The sequence below is a fragment of the Kitasatospora herbaricolor genome (assembly GCF_030813695.1).
Classification (GTDB): Bacteria; Actinomycetota; Actinomycetes; order Streptomycetales; family Streptomycetaceae; genus Kitasatospora; species Kitasatospora herbaricolor.
This window is the reverse complement of sequence record NZ_JAUSVA010000002.1, coordinates 7426258-7441804: the sequence shown is the minus strand read 5'-3', so window position 1 is coordinate 7441804 and position 15547 is coordinate 7426258. Positions and strand designations below refer to the sequence as shown.

Annotated in this window: 12 protein-coding genes; 1 reads left to right on the top strand and 11 read right to left on the bottom strand. The window is 75.0% G+C overall.

The annotated features are described in order from the left end of the window. Positions 1 to 125: 125 nt before the first annotated feature. The 9 genes from J2S46_RS32290 to J2S46_RS32250 all read right to left on the bottom strand — a co-directional run bounded on the left by J2S46_RS32290 (position 126) and on the right by J2S46_RS32250 (position 10392). A complete protein-coding gene (locus tag J2S46_RS32290; protein ID WP_073921625.1) occupies positions 126 to 773 on the bottom strand; it encodes a GAF domain-containing protein in 648 nt (215 codons plus the stop codon). Then, positions 770 to 1612 (bottom strand): S8 family peptidase, encoded by an 843-nt coding sequence (locus tag J2S46_RS32285; protein ID WP_191288063.1) that lies wholly within the window; start codon positions 1610 to 1612, stop codon positions 770 to 772. The genes J2S46_RS32290 and J2S46_RS32285 overlap by 4 nt, the downstream gene beginning before the upstream one ends. Continuing rightward, a complete protein-coding gene (locus tag J2S46_RS32280; RefSeq protein ID WP_191288062.1) occupies positions 1609 to 4935 on the bottom strand; it encodes an adenylate/guanylate cyclase domain-containing protein in 3327 nt (1108 codons plus the stop codon). The genes J2S46_RS32285 and J2S46_RS32280 overlap by 4 nt, the downstream gene beginning before the upstream one ends. A gap of 165 nt (positions 4936 to 5100) precedes the next feature. Further along, positions 5101 to 5409 (bottom strand): aroma-sacti cluster domain-containing protein, encoded by a 309-nt coding sequence (locus tag J2S46_RS32275; protein ID WP_307351987.1) that lies wholly within the window; start codon positions 5407 to 5409, stop codon positions 5101 to 5103. Positions 5410 to 5497: 88 nt separating this feature from the next. Continuing rightward, positions 5498 to 5692, bottom strand: a complete 195-nt coding sequence (locus tag J2S46_RS32270) for an aroma-sacti cluster domain-containing protein (RefSeq protein WP_073921629.1) — start codon at positions 5690 to 5692, stop codon at positions 5498 to 5500. A gap of 153 nt (positions 5693 to 5845) precedes the next feature. Beyond that, entirely contained in the window at positions 5846 to 7576 is a 1731-nt protein-coding gene (locus J2S46_RS32265; protein WP_191288060.1) for an MFS transporter, read from the bottom strand. Between the two features lie 16 nt (positions 7577 to 7592). After that, positions 7593 to 8399: an iron-containing redox enzyme family protein gene (locus tag J2S46_RS32260; protein ID WP_191288059.1), complete on the bottom strand. Its 807-nt coding sequence runs from the start codon at positions 8397 to 8399 to the stop codon at positions 7593 to 7595. Beyond that, complete coding sequence (locus tag J2S46_RS32255) at positions 8396 to 9388, bottom strand: radical SAM protein (RefSeq protein ID WP_191288058.1); 993 nt, start codon at positions 9386 to 9388, stop codon at positions 8396 to 8398. The genes J2S46_RS32260 and J2S46_RS32255 overlap by 4 nt, the downstream gene beginning before the upstream one ends. Then, positions 9376 to 10392: a radical SAM protein gene (locus J2S46_RS32250; RefSeq protein WP_191288057.1), complete on the bottom strand. Its 1017-nt coding sequence runs from the start codon at positions 10390 to 10392 to the stop codon at positions 9376 to 9378. The genes J2S46_RS32255 and J2S46_RS32250 overlap by 13 nt, the downstream gene beginning before the upstream one ends. Before the next feature lie 480 nt (positions 10393 to 10872). Between J2S46_RS32250 and J2S46_RS32245 the strand changes: the two genes are divergently transcribed. Continuing rightward, entirely contained in the window at positions 10873 to 12414 is a 1542-nt protein-coding gene (locus J2S46_RS32245; protein WP_191288056.1) for a multicopper oxidase domain-containing protein, read from the top strand. A 70-nt stretch (positions 12415 to 12484) separates the two neighbouring features. On the opposite strand, the gene J2S46_RS32240 is transcribed toward J2S46_RS32245, so the two are convergent. Both J2S46_RS32240 and J2S46_RS32235 read right to left on the bottom strand, forming a co-directional pair. Beyond that, positions 12485 to 13891 carry a cellulose binding domain-containing protein gene (locus J2S46_RS32240; RefSeq protein WP_191288313.1) on the bottom strand — a complete coding sequence of 469 codons (1407 nt, stop codon included), beginning with the start codon at positions 13889 to 13891 and terminating at the stop codon, positions 12485 to 12487. 119 nt (positions 13892 to 14010) lie between these two features. Next, positions 14011 to 15540, bottom strand: a complete 1530-nt coding sequence (locus J2S46_RS32235; protein ID WP_191288055.1) for a beta-N-acetylhexosaminidase — start codon at positions 15538 to 15540, stop codon at positions 14011 to 14013. Positions 15541 to 15547 lie beyond the last annotated feature (7 nt).

Below are 15547 nucleotides of genomic sequence, written 5' to 3'. Positions count from 1 at the left end.
CGTGCGGGTGTCCGCACCGGCGGGAACACCAGGGCCCGGCCGCCCCACCCACCACAGCCGGGACCGCCACGGGCCCCGGAGCCGGGGCGGCCGCCGGCCGCCGCCTCCCGGGCCCGCGGCGCCCTTCAGGGCCGGGCCGCGAGGGCCTCGGTGAGCGCCTGGAGCAGCCGGCGGCCGGCGTCCCGCCGCTCGGCGGGCAGCGCGGTGAAGGCCTGCACGAGGGCGACCACCTCGGTCAGCTCGGCGGAGCCCTCGCCGTGCAGCACCTGCCGGGCGCTGCGAGCGCGTTGCACCGTCGCGAGGGCGGCGGCCGCCTGGGCGGCGAACAGGCCGAGCCAGTCCAGGTCGCGCAGCGCGGACTGCCGCCGGACGTCGCGGTCCAGCACCTCCAGCACCCCGAGCACCCGGTCGCCGTGCAGCAGCGGCGCCGCCATCAGCGCGTCCGGTACGTAGCGGGTGGACTCGGCGATGTCGCGGTCGAAGACCGGGCTCTGCGAGAGGTCGTCGACGATCACCGGTTCGGCCGACACCAGGACCCAGCCGGCGATGCCCCGGGCGGCCGGGAACCGGTTGCCGACCAGGAAGTCCTCGCCCTCCCCCGAGACGGCCTCGAAGACGAGTTCCTCGGTGCCGGGGTCCAGTCCGATGATGGAGGCGGCGCGGGCGCCGAAGACGCCGCGGGCCGCCTCCACCACGGACTGCAGCAACTCCCGGTGCCCGGTGTCGGAATCGGTGACGGCGAGGGCCGTGGCGAGCACGTCCTGGCGGTTCATGGGGCTCTCCTGACGTTCGCCGAGGTGAGATGCAGCAGGCTCTTGACCTGGAAGGGCGTCAGGCCCGGGTGATTGCCCAGGATCCGGGCGCAGAGGCCGGCCACGTGCGGGGTCGCGAAGCTGTTGCCGGTGCAGCGGCGGGTGCCGCCCTCCAGCCAGGCGACCGGTACTTCGACGCCCCGGGCGAAGAACTCCACCGGGGGCACCGGGTTGTAGAGCAGGTGCAGCGGGTCGGGCAGGTCGTGGCTGCCCACCGAGACCACCGAGGAGAACCGCCAGGGGAAGCTCTCGACCCGCAGGTTGTGCGCGGAGGCGACCAGCAGCGAGCCCGCGAAGTAGGCGGAGTCGGCGAGTTGGTGCAGCCGCAGCACGAAGTCCCGCTTGGTGGTGGACAGGCTCATGTTGATCACGTCGAAGCGCTGCTCCACCGCCCAGCGCAGGCCGGCCAGCAGGGCCTCCCCGGTGCCGGAGAGGCCGGAGCCGAGTACCCGCAGGCTGACCAGTTCGCAGTCCGGTGCCAGCGAGCGGATGATGCCGGCGCAGGCCGTGCCGTGGCCGCAGGTGTCGCCGATCTCGTCCGGCTCCACCACCTGCCGGCCGTCCGGGCCGGTGCGCACGGCGAAGGACCCGTCGAGCCGGCCGACCTGCGGGTGGTCCGGCACCACGCCGCTGTCGAGCACGCAGACCCGGACGCCGGCGCCGGTCCCGGTGGCGACCGGTCCGGCCGGCAGCTCGGGGCCCGGCCAGCGGCTGTCGAGGGTCAGCGGGACGTCGGCCAGGTCGGTGAGCCGCCAGGTGAGCGGTTCACCCCCGGGGGACTTCCAGTGCGGGGTGGTCATCGCGGACCGCCGTCCCGCAGGCGGGCCGCCCGCAGCGCGCCGACCAGGTGACCCTTGCCGGTGAAGGCCCGCTCGGCCCCGTCGGCCACCGTCCGCGCGTGCACCGGGTCGCCCACCGCCAGCAGCACGGTGGCCCGGTTGAGCAGGGCCTGGGCCCGGCCCACCGGGGAGTCGGTGCTCTCGGCCAGGCGGACGGCCTCGGCCGCCAGGCCGGCCGCCCGTTCGTGCTGCCCTGCGGCGGCGGCCAGCCGGGCCCGGACGGCCTGGTGCTCGGCCCGTTGCAGCGGTGAGTCGCCGGCGCCGGCCCGGACGGCGCCGGCCAGGTCCTGCGCCTCGGGGTGCCGGCCCTGGTCCAGCAGCAGCGCGGCCAGGGTGTCGGCGGCCGTGGCGTGGGTGTCCGGGTCGCCGGCGGCCAGGGCGAGCGCACAGGCCCGGCGCAGCCGCTCCTCGGCGGCGCCGGGCGCGCCGGCCAGGGTCTCCACCAGCCCGCCGAAGGTCTGGATCGCCGCCTGCGGCACCGCCACCCCGAGGTCCTCCGCGATCCGTTCGGCCTCGGCCACCAGGGCCCGGGCCTCGGTGAAGTCGCCGCCCATGGCGAGCAGCACCGCCAGCGGGCAGCAGAGCGCCGCCCGGACGGCCCGGCGGCCCGCCGCGTGCCCCGCCAGCAGCTCCCGGCAGCGGGCGACGGCGGCGGGCACGGGCTCGGGCCCGAGCCAGAGGGTGACGGCGAGCCCGCCGAGGGCGGTCGCCTGCTCCAGCACCGCGCCGGCCCGGCCGCCGCTGACGAGGGCGGCCTCGAAGTGCCCGGCCGCCTCCACGTAGCGTCCGCGGGCCTGCCGGCCGTGCGCCACGTAGAGCCGGGTGCGGGCCTGGCCGAGTTCGTCGGCGGCCGCCGTGAAGACCGGCAGCAGTTCGCGGGCGGTCTCGACCAGGGGTTCCAGGCCGGTCTCGGGGACGGCCAGGTAGGCCAGGTGCAGCCGGGCGTGGGCGGCGGGGCACGGGTCGGGCCCGGGCGCGGCCGGCCCGGGCCCGGGGAGGACCGAGGGGCCGGCCGAGGGGCCGGGCAGGCCGGTCGCGGACGGGCCTTGCAGGGTGCTCGCGGTCGGGCCGGCGGGGGCCTCGGCGAGCAGTCCGAGCAGCAGTTCGCGGGCCGGGCCGGCCGCCCCGGTGGCGATCAGCGCCTCGGCCAGCCGGAGCCGGGCCGTACTGCGGTCCGGGGTGCCGGGCTGCGCCAGTTCCGCTGCCTGGGAGAGGAGTTGGGCGGCCCATGAGCACTCGCCGCGGGCCAGCGCCCGCTCCCCCGCCGTCAGCAGGTGCCGGGCCGCGCCGGCGCCCAGCCGGGCCAGGCCCTGCCGGTCGGAGCCGAGGTCCCGGTGGTGGCGGTGGGCCTCGGCGAGGTGGCGGCCGACCAGCTCGTGGCGGACCGGCTCGCCCGCCGCCAGCCGGCCGGCGTACGCCTCGTGCAGGGCCGCCCGGCGGCGCTTGGGCAGGCCCGCGTAGCAGACCTCGCGGACCAGCAGGTGGACGAAACGGTACCCGGCGGTGCCGGGCCGCCGGCCGGCCGGCTCGACCAGCCGCCGGCGCAGCAGCGCCTGGAGGACGGGCGCCAGCTGGTCCCGCTGCCCGGCGGCCGCCGCCGCGTCGTCGTCCGGGGTGCCGTCGTCAGGGGCGCCGCCCCCCGGGGCGCCGTCCCGCAGGGCGCCGTCCCGTAGGGCGGTGTCCTGCAGACCGACGTCCCGCAGGCCCGGGACGGTGAACTCGCGTCCGATCACCGAGGCGTGCTCCAGCACCTCGCGCTCGGCCCGCGGCAGGCGGTCCAGCCGGGCCTCCAGCAGGGCCTGGACGGTCGGCGGCAGTTCGTCCGCCGTACCGCCGTCCGCCAGCACGGCGACCAGTTGCTCGGCGAAGAGCGGGTTGCCCTCGGCCGCCGCCGCGACCCGGCGCACGGTGCCGGCCTCGCTGTGCGCGGTCACCTCGGCGCAGGACTCGACCAGCTCCTCGCAGTCGGCCGGCGAGAGCGGGCCCAGCACCAGGGAGGTCGCTGACAGCTTCGCCCCGCCCCAGCCGGGGCGCACGTCCAGCAGGTCGAGGCGGGCCAGGCAGAGCAGCAGCAGCGGGGCGCCGGCGGTCCAGTCCGCCAGGTGGTCGATCAGGTCCAGCAGGGTCGGCTGCGCCCACTGCAGGTCGTCGAAGACCAGGGTGACGGGCCGTACCTCGCCCAGCGCCTGGAGCAGCAGGCCGGTGGCCCAGAAGGTGTCCTCGGTCGCGGCGCCCGTCCCGTCCAGCACCGCGCCCAGCAACGCCACGGCGGCCGGGGCGCCCTCCTGGCCGTCCAGCAGCGCACGCAGCGCGGCCCGTTCGGCGGCGGGAGCGGCGGGGCCGCCGGGGGGCGCGCCCATCACCTGCCGCAGCAGCTCCGCCAGCGTCTGCAGGGTGCCCGCGCCGCCGTAGGGGTGGCAGCGGCTGACCGCGACGGCGCCGCCGCCCTCGCGCAGCCCGGCGAGGAACTCGGCCACCAGCCGTGACTTGCCCACGCCCGGATCGCCGAGCAGGGTGAACAGGTGGCAGCCGCGCTGGGTGACGGAACGCTCGCGGGCCAGCTCCAGCTGGTGCAGCTCCTCGCGCCGGCCGATCAGCCGGGCGCTGCCGGGCCGGACCGTGGCCTCCGGGTCCGGATGCACGCCGGTCAGCCGCCAGACCGCCAGCGGCCGGGACTTCCCCTTGACGGTGAGCGGTTCGACCGGCACCGCGGTGATCTCGGGCGCCGCCACCCGGTGGCTGACCGTGCCCAGCAGGATCCCGCCGTCGGGGGCGTGCTGTTCGAGCCGGGCCGCGACGTTGACCGTGTCGCCGGAGACCATCGCGTGGCCGTCGCCGAACTCCCTGGACCAGAGCACCTCGCCGGTGTTCACCCCGATCCGCAGCCGCAGCCGCACCCGCAGCGCCGGGTCCAGGCCGGCGTTGAGCTCGTCCATCGCCTGCTGCATGTCCCAGGCCGCCCGGACGCCCCGCAGGACGTCGTCCTCCCGCACCCTGGGCACCCCGAAGACCGCCATCACGGCGTCGCCGATGAACTTCTCGACGGTGCCGCCGTGGTGCTCCAGGCAGTCGCGCATCAGGGTGTAGTAGCGCAGCATGACCTCGCGCAGCGCCTCCGGGTCCAGCCGCTCGGCCAGCGCGGTCGAACCGGCCAGGTCGGCGAAGACCACGGTGACGGTGCGCCGGGCGCGGACGGGCTGGTCGGCCGCCTCCAGCGGGCGTCCGCAGGCCATGCAGAAGCGCGCGCCCGGCGCGTTCTGCCCGGTGCACGAGGGGCACTCCATGGTCGCCCTCCTGAGGGTCGCGGCCGGACGGCCGCACGCGGGGACCGGCGTGCGGCGGGTGCCGGGAAGGAGCGGGAAGTCGGGAAGGGGCGGGAAGTTCGTGGGACGGGGAGTCAGGGGACGGACGGGAGGTCGGGGGACGGTGGATCCGGGCGGGCGTGGCCCTCAGAAGAAGAGCCCGCCCACCATCAGGTGCGCCTGCACCTCCGGGCCGGCCTCCGCCAGCCGCAGTCCGACGCCGGCGAGCACCGCGACCTCGTCGGCCGACAGGGCGGCCAGCACCGCGCGCTGGCCGTCGGTCAGCTCGTCGATCGGGAAGCCCGACGCGGCCAGCACGTCGAGCGGGGCTCCGGGGGCGTCGGGTGCCTCGGGGGCGTCGAGGGCGCCGGGGGCGTCGAGGGCGCCGGGGGCGTCGAGGGCGCCGGGGGCGTCGAGGGCGCCGGGGGCGTCGGGGGCGTCGAGGGAGTCGTCCATGGTCGGCCCGTTCCTTTCTCACTCCGGGGGTGCCGTACCGGCGCGGGCCGCGGGCCCGCGCCGGTACGACCGCTTGCCGAGGGGACGGTTACCAGACCACTCCGCCGGTGGTGTTGGAGTCCTGGCTGTGGGCGGCAACGTCGCCGTCCAGCCGGGACTTGATCGAGTTGATGACCTCGACCTCCTCCGGGGAGAGGTGGGCGATCACCGCCAGCTGCTCCTCGCTCGCCCCCTCGAAGCTGTGGCCGCTCGCGGCGAGAGCCGCAATCGAGTCGAATGCCATGTCCGTTCTCCTTCTGGTGAAGTACCTGACGACGTCACAGGTTCGGCATGTCCTACGGTTGTGCGTGGCGCACCGGGAGCGACCGGGGCCGGACGGTGGTGCGGCAGACCCCCTGCCGCACCACCACCCCGGCGCCGCGGTCACCGGCGGGCACTACCAGACGAGGCCGCCGACGGTGTCGCTCGGCGGCGCCACCGAGTGGGCCGCGACCTCGCCGTCCAGGCGCGACTTGATCGAGTTGATGACCTCGACCTCCTCCGGGGACAGGTTGGCGATCACCGCCAGCTGCTCCTCGCTCGCCCCCTCGAAGCTGTGGCCGTTCGCCGCCAGGGCCTCGACCGACTCGTTCGCCATGTCTACCTTCTTCCGTGATCCGTACTGACGCCCCGGCCCGACCGGTCGGCCCGGCCTCGCGTCGTCTGCGGAGCCCGCCAGCGCGGGCCTTTCGGGGGTGCCGGCCGGGCCTCGGCCGGTCTCGGGCGGCGCCGCCTGCTCGGCGGCGCCGGCCGTTTCGGGGGTGCCGGCCGCCTCGGGGGCGCCGACGGGTTCAGGGGCGACCGCGGGTTCGGGGGCACCGGCGGGCCCGGCGTCGTCCGCCGGGTCGTCAGCCGGACCGTCCACGTCCGCCGGCCGCAGCCGGAGGAACACCGCGCCCAGGACGGCCAGTCCGGTGCCCGCGCCTGCCAGCACCCAGCCCAGGCCGATCCAGACCGCCAGGGCCGCCCCGACCAGCGGCGCCGAGATCTGCAGCACCGTGGGCACGATGTTCACCACCGTGCTGACCCGCCCCATCAGCTCCTGGGGCGTGGCCCGTTGCACGAGGTACAGGAAGACCACCAGGATCCCGGTGGAGCAGAGCCCGATCCCGACCGCCACCGGCAGCCAGAGCGGCGGGGCCATCCGGAAGCCGGTCAGCACCGCGGCGCCGATCAGGGCGATCAGGACGCCGGTGGCCGCCTGCGAGGTGGCCAGCAGGGTGAAGGCGTTCCAGCGCTGCCCCCACTGGCCGACCAGGACCGTCCCGGCGACCGCGCCGGCGGCGACCGCCGCGATGGCCGGCCCGTACAGGGACTCGGAGATCCCGAGCTGCACCAGGACCAGCGGTGAGAGGGTGTCGAAGGCCAGGACCAGGAAGATGGTGGCGGAGAGGCTGCCGATCGCGATCAGCAGCACCCGGTTGCCGAGCACGAAGGCGATGCCCTCGCGCAGTTCGTGGCGGAAGCCCGTCCGGCCGTCCGCTCCGGCGTCGGCGTCCGGTTCGGCGCCGGCGTCGGCGTCGGCGTCCGGACCGGTCCGGCGCCGCGGGCGGGCCGGCAGCCGGAGCCTGGACAGGATCAGGGCCGAGAGCAGGAAGGTCGCGGCGTCCACCACGAAGGCGCCCTGCGGGCTGGTCACCGCGAGCAGCACCCCGCCCAGGGCCGGTCCGGCGATCTTGCAGACCTGGGTGACGAAGCCGCTGAGCGAATTCGCCGCCAGCAGCGCCGACTTCGGCACCACGAGGGTGACGGTCGACTGCTGGGCCGGCACGAACAGCGTGCTGACCGCCACCTTGGCGACCACCAGCACCACCAGCACCGGGAGGTTGGGCGCCAGCAGGTAGCCGAGCACCAGCGCGGCCCGGGCCAGGTCGCAGCCGATCATCACCTGCTTCTGCGGCAGCCGGTCGGCCCACACCCCGGCGAAGGGCGCCACCAGCATCCACGGGACGGCGGCCGCCGCCGAGACCACGGCCAGGCCGCCCGCGCCGGCCTCCCACTGGTAGGCCACCAGGGAGATCAGCGCGACGAAGTCGATCCAGTCGCCGAAGCTGGAGAGCAGTTGGCCGCCGAAGAGCAGCCGGTACTGGGGGTGGTTCAGCGCGGACAGGAATCCGGACCGGGGCATCGCGGCCGCCTCCCGCTCAGACCGGCCGGGCGGCGGGGCCGGTGCCGGCGACGGGCGCGGGCGGGGCCTCGGGCGCGGTGGCGAGCAGTTCCTCGAAGAGGACGGTGGTGGCCTGCAGGGTGTGCAGGGCGCTCACCCCGATCGCCGTGTGGTGCTCCGGCCCGAGCGGCAACTCGTCGAGGAAGCGCAGGAGTTCGTCGCGGTGCCGGACGTCGAGGGTGGCGTGCCGGTGCAGCGTGCGGAACCCCTCGGCCGGGTAGCCGGTGCGCTCCCGCAGGTAGCCGGTGAGCTGCGGCGAGGGCGGGTAGCCCTCCAGGACGGCGATGTGGCCCAGCAGGCAGACCGGGTGGTGGTGACGGATCCAGTAGTACTGCGCGCCGACCAGGTTGGCCACGGCCGTGCCGGGCATCGCGCTCAGCAGGGTGTCCGGGTCCTGGCCGATCGCGGCGAGGTCCTCGCGCACCCAGTCGTCGTGGCCGCGCTCCTCGCGCCGGTGCTTGGTCAGGTAGCCGACCAGGCCGGCCGCCACCGGGTCGGTGGGCGCGAGCGCCTCGGAGCGTTCGAGGGCGAGGTCCATCAGCGGCACGGTGGCGCGGATGGCGGTGTGCAGCAGGCGCAGGTAGCGCGGGTAGAGCTCGGCCACCGACGGGGAGGTCCACAGTCGTGAGGTGAGGGCGGAGAACCCGGGCATCAGCAGCCCGATCTTGGCCCGGACCAGTTCGCTGTTGGCGCGGGCGGCGCCGGACGGCCCGGCCGCGATGCCCGGCCGCGCGGGCGGCGTGACGGTGCTCGGCGTGACGGTGCTCGGCGTGACGGTGCTCATCGGTGCGCTCCCCTTCCCACCAGGTCGATCGCGCTCAGCAGCAGGTCGTCCTGCTCGGGGACGACCCGCCGGGTCATGGCCCAGCACAGGCCGCAGATGTCGGCGAACTCGCGGTCCGCCAGGTCGGTGAAGCGCGGGTGCGCGGTCAGCGCGCCGCCGCCGGCCGTGCCCATCGCGCGGTACAGCGGGTTCTGCTGGAACTCCTCCACGGCCTGGCCGACCTCCTCGCCGCTGGAGCAGTCCCGCCGCAGCGCGGCCGGCCCGCCGCCCATCAGCACGGACTCGTTGCAGCAGGCGGTGACCCGGCCGTCGTAGCGGATCACCGGTGAGATCACCAGTTCGCAGGCGCCGAGCGCCCGCCCGGGCACCCGCTGGGGGCGTTCGAAGATCGCCGCACCCCGTCCGTGCGGGAGCCCCTGGGTGGCGACCAGTTCGGCGTACCGCGCCCAGCCGGTGCCGAAGGCCTGGACGAGCAGTTCCTCGGCCCGGCCCAGCGCGTCGCCCTGGTCGACCACCTGGACGACGATCGGCAGGTCGTGGCCGGCGATCGCGCGGGCCGCGCCGGTGAAGCGCTCCGGGCCGGTGCCGGCCTCGTGGTAGGCGTCGGTGCTGAGGTAGACGCAGCGGCAGCGCTCCAGCACCTCGTGGATCCAGCGCGGCGGGTCGGCGGCCCGGCCCCAGACCCCGCTGGTGTAGACGACCAGGTCCTTGCCGGCCTCGGTGATCCGCCGGGCGGCGTAGGTGAGGCCCCGCCGCTCGACGAAGGGCTCGCCGCCGGAGACGCCGATCATCGTGCGCACCGGGTCGGCGCTGAGCCGGTCGACGATCTGCTCGAAGAGGTCGAAGTCGGTGATCCGGGGGCTGTCCGGCCGGGAGTCCACCGAGCAGTGGCCGCAGCCGACCGGGCAGCGGTCGGTGATGAAGAGCAGGGCGGTGGCGCCGCGGGTCTGCCGGATGCGGTTGATCTCCGCGTGGGTCAGCCGGTCCATGCGAGGTCCTGCCGGGAGGCGTCGCGGTGCCCGGCCGGGGCCGGCGGCGGGGTGTCCCCGAGCGTGATCAGGTCGGCGTAGCCCGGGACCCCGAAGCGGCGCGCGAAGCCCAGCGGGCCGGCGTCCACCGAGACCTTCTCCACCGCGTCCCGCACCGCGATGGTGGACGGCAGCAGGGTCAGCGCCTGCACCCCCTCCTTCACGCCCGGCGTGGTGGAGAGCTTCCAGCAGGTCTGGCAGTAGCCGTCGCAGCTCTCCTGCCCGCCGAACCGCTCCGCCAGGTACTCCGGGCCGTAGGTGCGGATCGCCCCGACCATCGGGGACTCCACGGCCTTGCGCTTGACGGTGTCCCAGTCGTCCCGGGCGATGTGGCCGAGGAACAGATGGGCCGGCAGCGGCACCTTGCCGTCCATCACGTCCTGGTTGCCGCAGGAGGTCACCTGGCCGTTGAAGCCGATGACCGGCCAGCAGGCCAGCGTGCAGGGCGCGGCGGTGGCGGGGTAGGCGGCCTGCGGGTGGGTGGCCATCCACTCCCGGGCACGGCCCACCGGGGAGAGCGGCACCACCAGCATCGGTACCCGCTCGCCGAACTCCCGGCGGACGGCGGCGGTGATGTCGGCCAGGTACGGGTCGTCCGGCCCCTCGCCGGTGATCTGCAGGCTGACGTCCTTGCCGTCGTCCAGCAGCTCGTGCAGGACCCGGAAGACCGCCGCCCGGGGCACCTCCTCCTCGTGGAACCGGTCGGTGCTCGCGGAGAAGTGGTCGACCGCCTCGATGGCGGCCCGGACCGGCTTGGGGATCCGGGGCTTCTGCGCGAAGTACAGGCCGGACAGGACGTAGCTGCGGGAGCCGACCGCCCGTGCCCGGTCCGCGATGTCGCGCACCAGCCCGGGGCGCAGCAGCGCCTCGCCGCCGGACATCAGGGTGAGCTCGGGCCGGTTCTCCGGGGTGAAGGTCTCCGCGAAGCGCAGGAACATCCTGGCCGGGAACTGCTCACTGTCCATCAGGGACTCCGTGGAGCAGTGGCGGCAGTGCAGCGGGCACCTCCGGGTGAGACCGAAGTACACCGCGGCGGCCGGGACCGGCCTCAACCTCAGGATGTCCTGCAGATGCACGCGAATCGCTCCCTTCGAGGCGCAGCCGGGCCGGCTACAGACCGATCCTCTTCCCTCCCGGTTCGCCTCCGGTTTGAAAGGGGTTTGAGAACGGCTACGGCGGCGGCCGCACCAGGCCCGCAGCGCGGGCGGGGCCGGGGCCCGGCGGCCGCCGGGCCGTCGCGCACCGTGGTCGGGGCGGCCGAAACCCGGACGGCGGGAATCGGCTCCGGGCGGCGCAACGGGCCTGCGCCGACCGGGGGACCCTTCGACGGCGGCTGCCGCGATCGGCGGCGCGGCTGTGCCTAGTCTCCGGGACAGGGATTGCCGGCCTTCCCGGCCGGCAGCGGATACGGCCCCGTCGGGGCCGCTGCTCGTCGAGAGGACCTCATGCGAGAAGAGAACCGCGAACCCGGCCGCCGGAGCATGATCCGCGGGCTGGTCGGCGGTGGTACCGTCGCCGCCCTGGCGGGCCCGGCGGCGCTGCTGCCGCCGACCGTGGCCCGGGCGGACGCGCCGGCCGCCCCCGGCGGTGACCCCTTCGCGCTCCCGAAGTTCGAACCCAGCGGACGGGTGAAGGAGTTCTGGATCCAGGCGGAGTCCTTCGAGCACAACGCGGTGCCCAACGGCACGGACGCCATGATGGGCCGGCCGTTCACCGCCGAGCAGACCACCTTCTGGGCGCTGGGCTACCGCGCCTACACCCCGGACTGGGAGAGCCCGCTCGACCAGGACCTCGGCCCGAACGGCATCGGGGCCAACTCCGGCATCCCCGGGCCGGTGCTGCGCGCCGAGGCCGGCGACCTGATCCGGGTGCACTTCCGGAACAACGACGAGCACTACCGCTGGCCGCACAGCATGCACCCGCACGGCGTCATGTACGACCGCGACAACGACGGCGGGTGGCTGGCGGACGACGAGAAGCGGCCGGGCAGCGCCGTGCCGTACGGCGAGAGCTACACGTACACCTGGTACTGCCACCCGAGTTCGGTCGGCACCTGGCCGTACCACGACCACTCGCTGCCGCAGACCCCGCCGGGGGCGGACCCCGCGGCGGGCGCGGCGGCCGATGCCGCGCAACGCGCCCGGGGGGCCCGGCCGCAGCCGGGCCGGAGCATTCCGGAGCAGGAGGGCGGCTCGGCTCACGGGGGCTCGGCTCACGGGGCCGCAGCCGGGCACGGGGACACCGCCGGACGGCAGGACCGGCCGCGGCACCCGGGCGGCGGGCACGACGGGGAGCACGACGGCACGCAGCACCCCGGGCACGAGGGCGGCCAGGACGGTGGCCAGGACGCCGGCCAGCAGGAGGGCGGGGGCGGGAGCCAGGACGGCGGGGCCGCCGACGACGCGCAGCACCCGGGGCACGGCGGCCCGGACGGCGGGACCGACGACGCGCAGCACCCCGGCCACCCGGGCGGTCAGGACGACGGCCACGGGACCGGCCAGGACGACGGGACGGCCGGCGGCCAGGACGCCGGCCACGGCAGCATGGTGATGGAGATCGGCGCGGAACTCGGCCTGTTCGGCATCCTGGTGGTGACCGACCAGCAGACACCCGCGGTGGACCGGGAGTTCGTGATCTTCCTGCACGACCTCAACCGACGCTCGGCCCGCTCGCTCGGCCAGGGCCTCAACATGTTCAACGGCCGGGCCTTCGTGGACAACACCCCCACCTGCACGGCGAAGGTCGGCGACCGGGTGCGGTGGCGGATCGCCTGTCTGGGCGAGGAGTTCCACGTCTTCCACATCCACGGGCACCGCTGGCGCAGCCGGCAGGGCTACCAGGGCTGGGTGGACTCGCAGATCATCGGACCGTCCACCACCCTGACCATCGAGTACACCGAGGACAACCCGGGTGACTGGATCTACCACTGCCACGTCACCCACCACATGACCGGCGGCATGGTGGGGCGCTACCTCGTGACGCCTTAGCACGCGCCCTGCTCCCGGCCGTGCGCGGCGGCCGGGAGCAGGGCAGGAGCGGTCCTGGTGAGCTGTCGGGTCAGCTGCCGGGGACGGTGTCGGTGAACGTGGTGCCGGCCGAGCGGTAGCCGGCGACCTTCGAGGTCACCTGGGCCGGGCTGAGCACCTGGTCCTTGATGAAGTACACGTAGTCCACCTGCTCGTTGTACGACCGCGGGGTGCTGCTGGTCTGGCCGTTGAGGTCGATCAGCCAGTGGTTGAAGTCGATCCACTGCGGCGTCTCGGGCAGGTACGGCTCGCCGTGGGTGCCGAAGACCTGACCGTCGATGTAGTAGGTGATGCTGGTGTTGTCGACGGTGAGCTGCAGGTCGTGCCAGCCGTCGTAGGACTGCCGGCTCTCCACGTGGGCGTTGACGGCGTTCCACGGGTCCGGGTTGTAGGTCTCCCAGGACGTGCTGTACATGATGTTGCTCTGCTCGCCCCAGCCGCCGTTCGGCAGGTACTCGAAGTCCTGCTCGCTGTAGTTCGGGTCCATCGGCGCGTTGAGCGGGGTGAAGGTGAAGAAGGTCTGGTTGACGTGGTCGCCGTCGGGGCCGCCGGTCGGGGTGTCGTTGAACTTGACCCTCGCGGCGTAGGTGCCGTTCTTGAACTTCCGTGCGGTGGTCTGGAGTTCGGTCTCCTTGGTGCCGGCGGCGGTACCGTCGGTGGTCAGCCGCATGTTCATGATGCTGTTGCCGCCGGAGGACTGGAACGTGATGTCCTGCGGTGACCAGGTGGCTCCGGGGACACCGGGGCCGCCCTGGCCGGACTTGACCGTCCAGCCGTGCTGCTGGACGGCCGGGTCGCCGCTGCCGGTGTAGTTGAAGTCGTCGAACAGCGCCGGGGCGTTGGGGTCGACCGGCGGGGTGGTCGGGGGCGTGGTGGGGGGCGTGGTGGGCGGGGTGGTCGGGTCGTTGCCGGCCGGGGCGGTGCCCCAGAGCACGGCGCCACCGCGCTGCAGCGTGACCTTCGGCGCGTTGGCGTACGTGGTCTGCGTCCCGTTGAACGAGTAGTCGTCGGACTGGGTCAGGGTCTGCCAGTCCGAGCGGTAGAAGCGCAGCTGCATGTCGCCGGTGTTCTGCCCGGGGGCGAGCGAGCCGGCGCCGGCGGTGAAGCCGATCTCCAGGTAGCGGTCGGCCGTGGCCGTGGGGTTCGCCAGGGTGCCGAAGGTACCGGTGATGTTGCCGCAGCCCTTGACCGCCCAGGAGCAGGCGTAGCGGTACGTCACGTTGGGGCCGTCGGACTTGAAGTAGTACCGGAGGGTCACCCCGGCCAGCGGCACGCTGGTGGTCCCGGTGTTGGTGATCTCCAGCCACGGCTCGGACTGGTCGGCGGTGGCACCGCCGGCGCTGGTGCGGTACTGCGCGGTGAGGGAGTCCGTCGCGGCCGAGGCCGGGACGGTCACCAGGGCGGCGCAGGCCAGGCCGGCGGCCGTGCAGACGGCCATCGCCGTCCGGGCACGGGCGGGTATGCGGAGTCGTGCTGACACGTTGATCCCTTCAGAGTGGGGGCTGTGCGGGACTACTGCGGGGTGGAGCACGGCGGTGTGACCGGTACCGGTCCCGGTCACCGCGGGGTGGTGCGGTTGATCCCCAGCGCGTTCAGGCGGGGCCCGTGGTCGCGCAGGGCGGGCAGGAAGTCTGTGGTCCAGTCGCTGGACGGGTTCCACGCGCGGTCGGCCAGCGCGCAGAGCCGGGGGAAGGCCAGGTAGTCGGCCTGTTCGGCGGTGGTGATGAACTCGCTCCACAGCTGCGCCTGGGTGCCCAGCACCCGGGCGGTGGCGGCGGGCTCCCAGTGCGCGGGGGCCGGCTCGTTGTCGTGGACGGCCCGCAGGTCGACGATCTCGCCGGCCTGCCCGAGCGGCTCGGTCGGCGCGTCCGACTGCGGGTAGTCGAGATAGGTGGAGCGGTGCGGCGCCATGACCACGTCGTGGCCCCGACGGGCGGCGGCCAGGCCGTGGTCGCCGTCGCGCCAGGGCATCACGGTGAACTCGGGCGGCACCCCGCAGGAGCTGTCCTCGGCCCAGCACAGCGGGCGGCGGCCCCGCTCCACGAGGAACTCGCCGATCCGGCCGAGGAACCACCCGTGCAGTTCCTTGGGCGCGGCGAGCCCGAGCTCCGCGGCGCGGCGCAGGGCGGCCGGGCTCCGCTCCCACTCGGTGGTCGGGCATTCGTCCCCGCCGATGTGGATGTACGGCGAGGGGAAGACGTCGAGCACCTCGCCGAGGACGGTCCGGCAGAACTCCAGCACCTCGTCGTGGACGCCGAGGACGTTCTCGCACACGCCCCAGTCGGTCCAGACGTCCAGCCGGCGCCCGGGCACGTTGCCCAGGTGCGGGTAGGCGGCCAGCGCGGCCCGGGCGTGGCCCGGCATCTCGATCTCGGGCACCACGGTGACCCCGCGCTCCGCCGCGTACCGGACCAGCCGGCGCAGCTCCGCCACGGTGTAGGAACCGCCGTGCGGGCGGTCGTCGTAGCGGGTGCTGCCGGCCTGCCCGAGCATCGAGCGGGCCCGGACCGAGCCGATCTCGGTGAGCAGCGGGTAGGCGGTGCTCGGCATCCGCCAGCCCTGGTCGTCCGTGAGGTGCAGGTGCAGCACGTTCAGCTTGTGGAAGGCCAGCAGGTCGACGGTGCGCAGCAGGAACGGCAGCGGCTGGAAGTGCCGGGCCACGTCGACCATCACGCCGCGCCACGGGTACCGGGGGACGTCGGTGGTCTCCAGGACGGGGATCCGCCACGGCACGTCCTGGGCCGGGCGGTCCAGCAGGGCCTCGGGGGGCAGCAGTTGGCGCAGGGTCTGGACGCCGTGCAGCAGTCCGGCGGGGCGGGCGGCGCGCAGCCGGACGCCGTCCGGGGTGACCCGCAGGTGGTAGCCCTCCTCGCCGAGGGCCGGGTCGCCGGGGTCGAGGGACAGCTCGACGGCGGGCTCCTCGCCGGCGGCGGCCGGTGCCAGCGGCAGGCCGGTGGCGGGGGCGAGCAGGGTGCGCAGCAGGTCGGCGGCGGCGCGGGCCTCACCGTCGGCCCGGACGGTGCCGGCCGGGTCGAGGGTGAAGTCGCCGGAGCCGCGGAGCAGTCGGGCGGGCTTCGGAATGATCACGAGGGAG

Excerpts from the sequence above, each read along its gene's own strand:
- J2S46_RS32285 (WP_191288063.1), bottom strand. The coding sequence starts at position 1,612 with ATGACCACCCCGCACTGGAAGTCCCCCGGGGGTGAACCGCTCACCTGG.
- J2S46_RS32290 (WP_073921625.1), bottom strand. The coding sequence starts at position 773 with ATGAACCGCCAGGACGTGCTCGCCACGGCCCTCGCCGTCACCGATTCC.
- J2S46_RS32265 (WP_191288060.1), bottom strand. The coding sequence starts at position 7,576 with ATGCCCCGGTCCGGATTCCTGTCCGCGCTGAACCACCCCCAGTACCGG.
- J2S46_RS32275 (WP_307351987.1), bottom strand. The coding sequence starts at position 5,409 with ATGGACGACTCCCTCGACGCCCCCGACGCCCCCGGCGCCCTCGACGCC.
- J2S46_RS32240 (WP_191288313.1), bottom strand. The coding sequence starts at position 13,891 with ATGGCCGTCTGCACGGCCGCCGGCCTGGCCTGCGCCGCCCTGGTGACC.
- J2S46_RS32255 (WP_191288058.1), bottom strand. The coding sequence starts at position 9,388 with ATGGACCGGCTGACCCACGCGGAGATCAACCGCATCCGGCAGACCCGC.
- J2S46_RS32250 (WP_191288057.1), bottom strand. The coding sequence starts at position 10,392 with ATGGACAGTGAGCAGTTCCCGGCCAGGATGTTCCTGCGCTTCGCGGAG.
- J2S46_RS32245 (WP_191288056.1), top strand. The coding sequence starts at position 10,873 with ATGCGAGAAGAGAACCGCGAACCCGGCCGCCGGAGCATGATCCGCGGG.
- J2S46_RS32270 (WP_073921629.1), bottom strand. The coding sequence starts at position 5,692 with ATGGCATTCGACTCGATTGCGGCTCTCGCCGCGAGCGGCCACAGCTTC.
- J2S46_RS32260 (WP_191288059.1), bottom strand. The coding sequence starts at position 8,399 with ATGAGCACCGTCACGCCGAGCACCGTCACGCCGAGCACCGTCACGCCG.
- J2S46_RS32280 (WP_191288062.1), bottom strand. The coding sequence starts at position 4,935 with ATGGAGTGCCCCTCGTGCACCGGGCAGAACGCGCCGGGCGCGCGCTTC.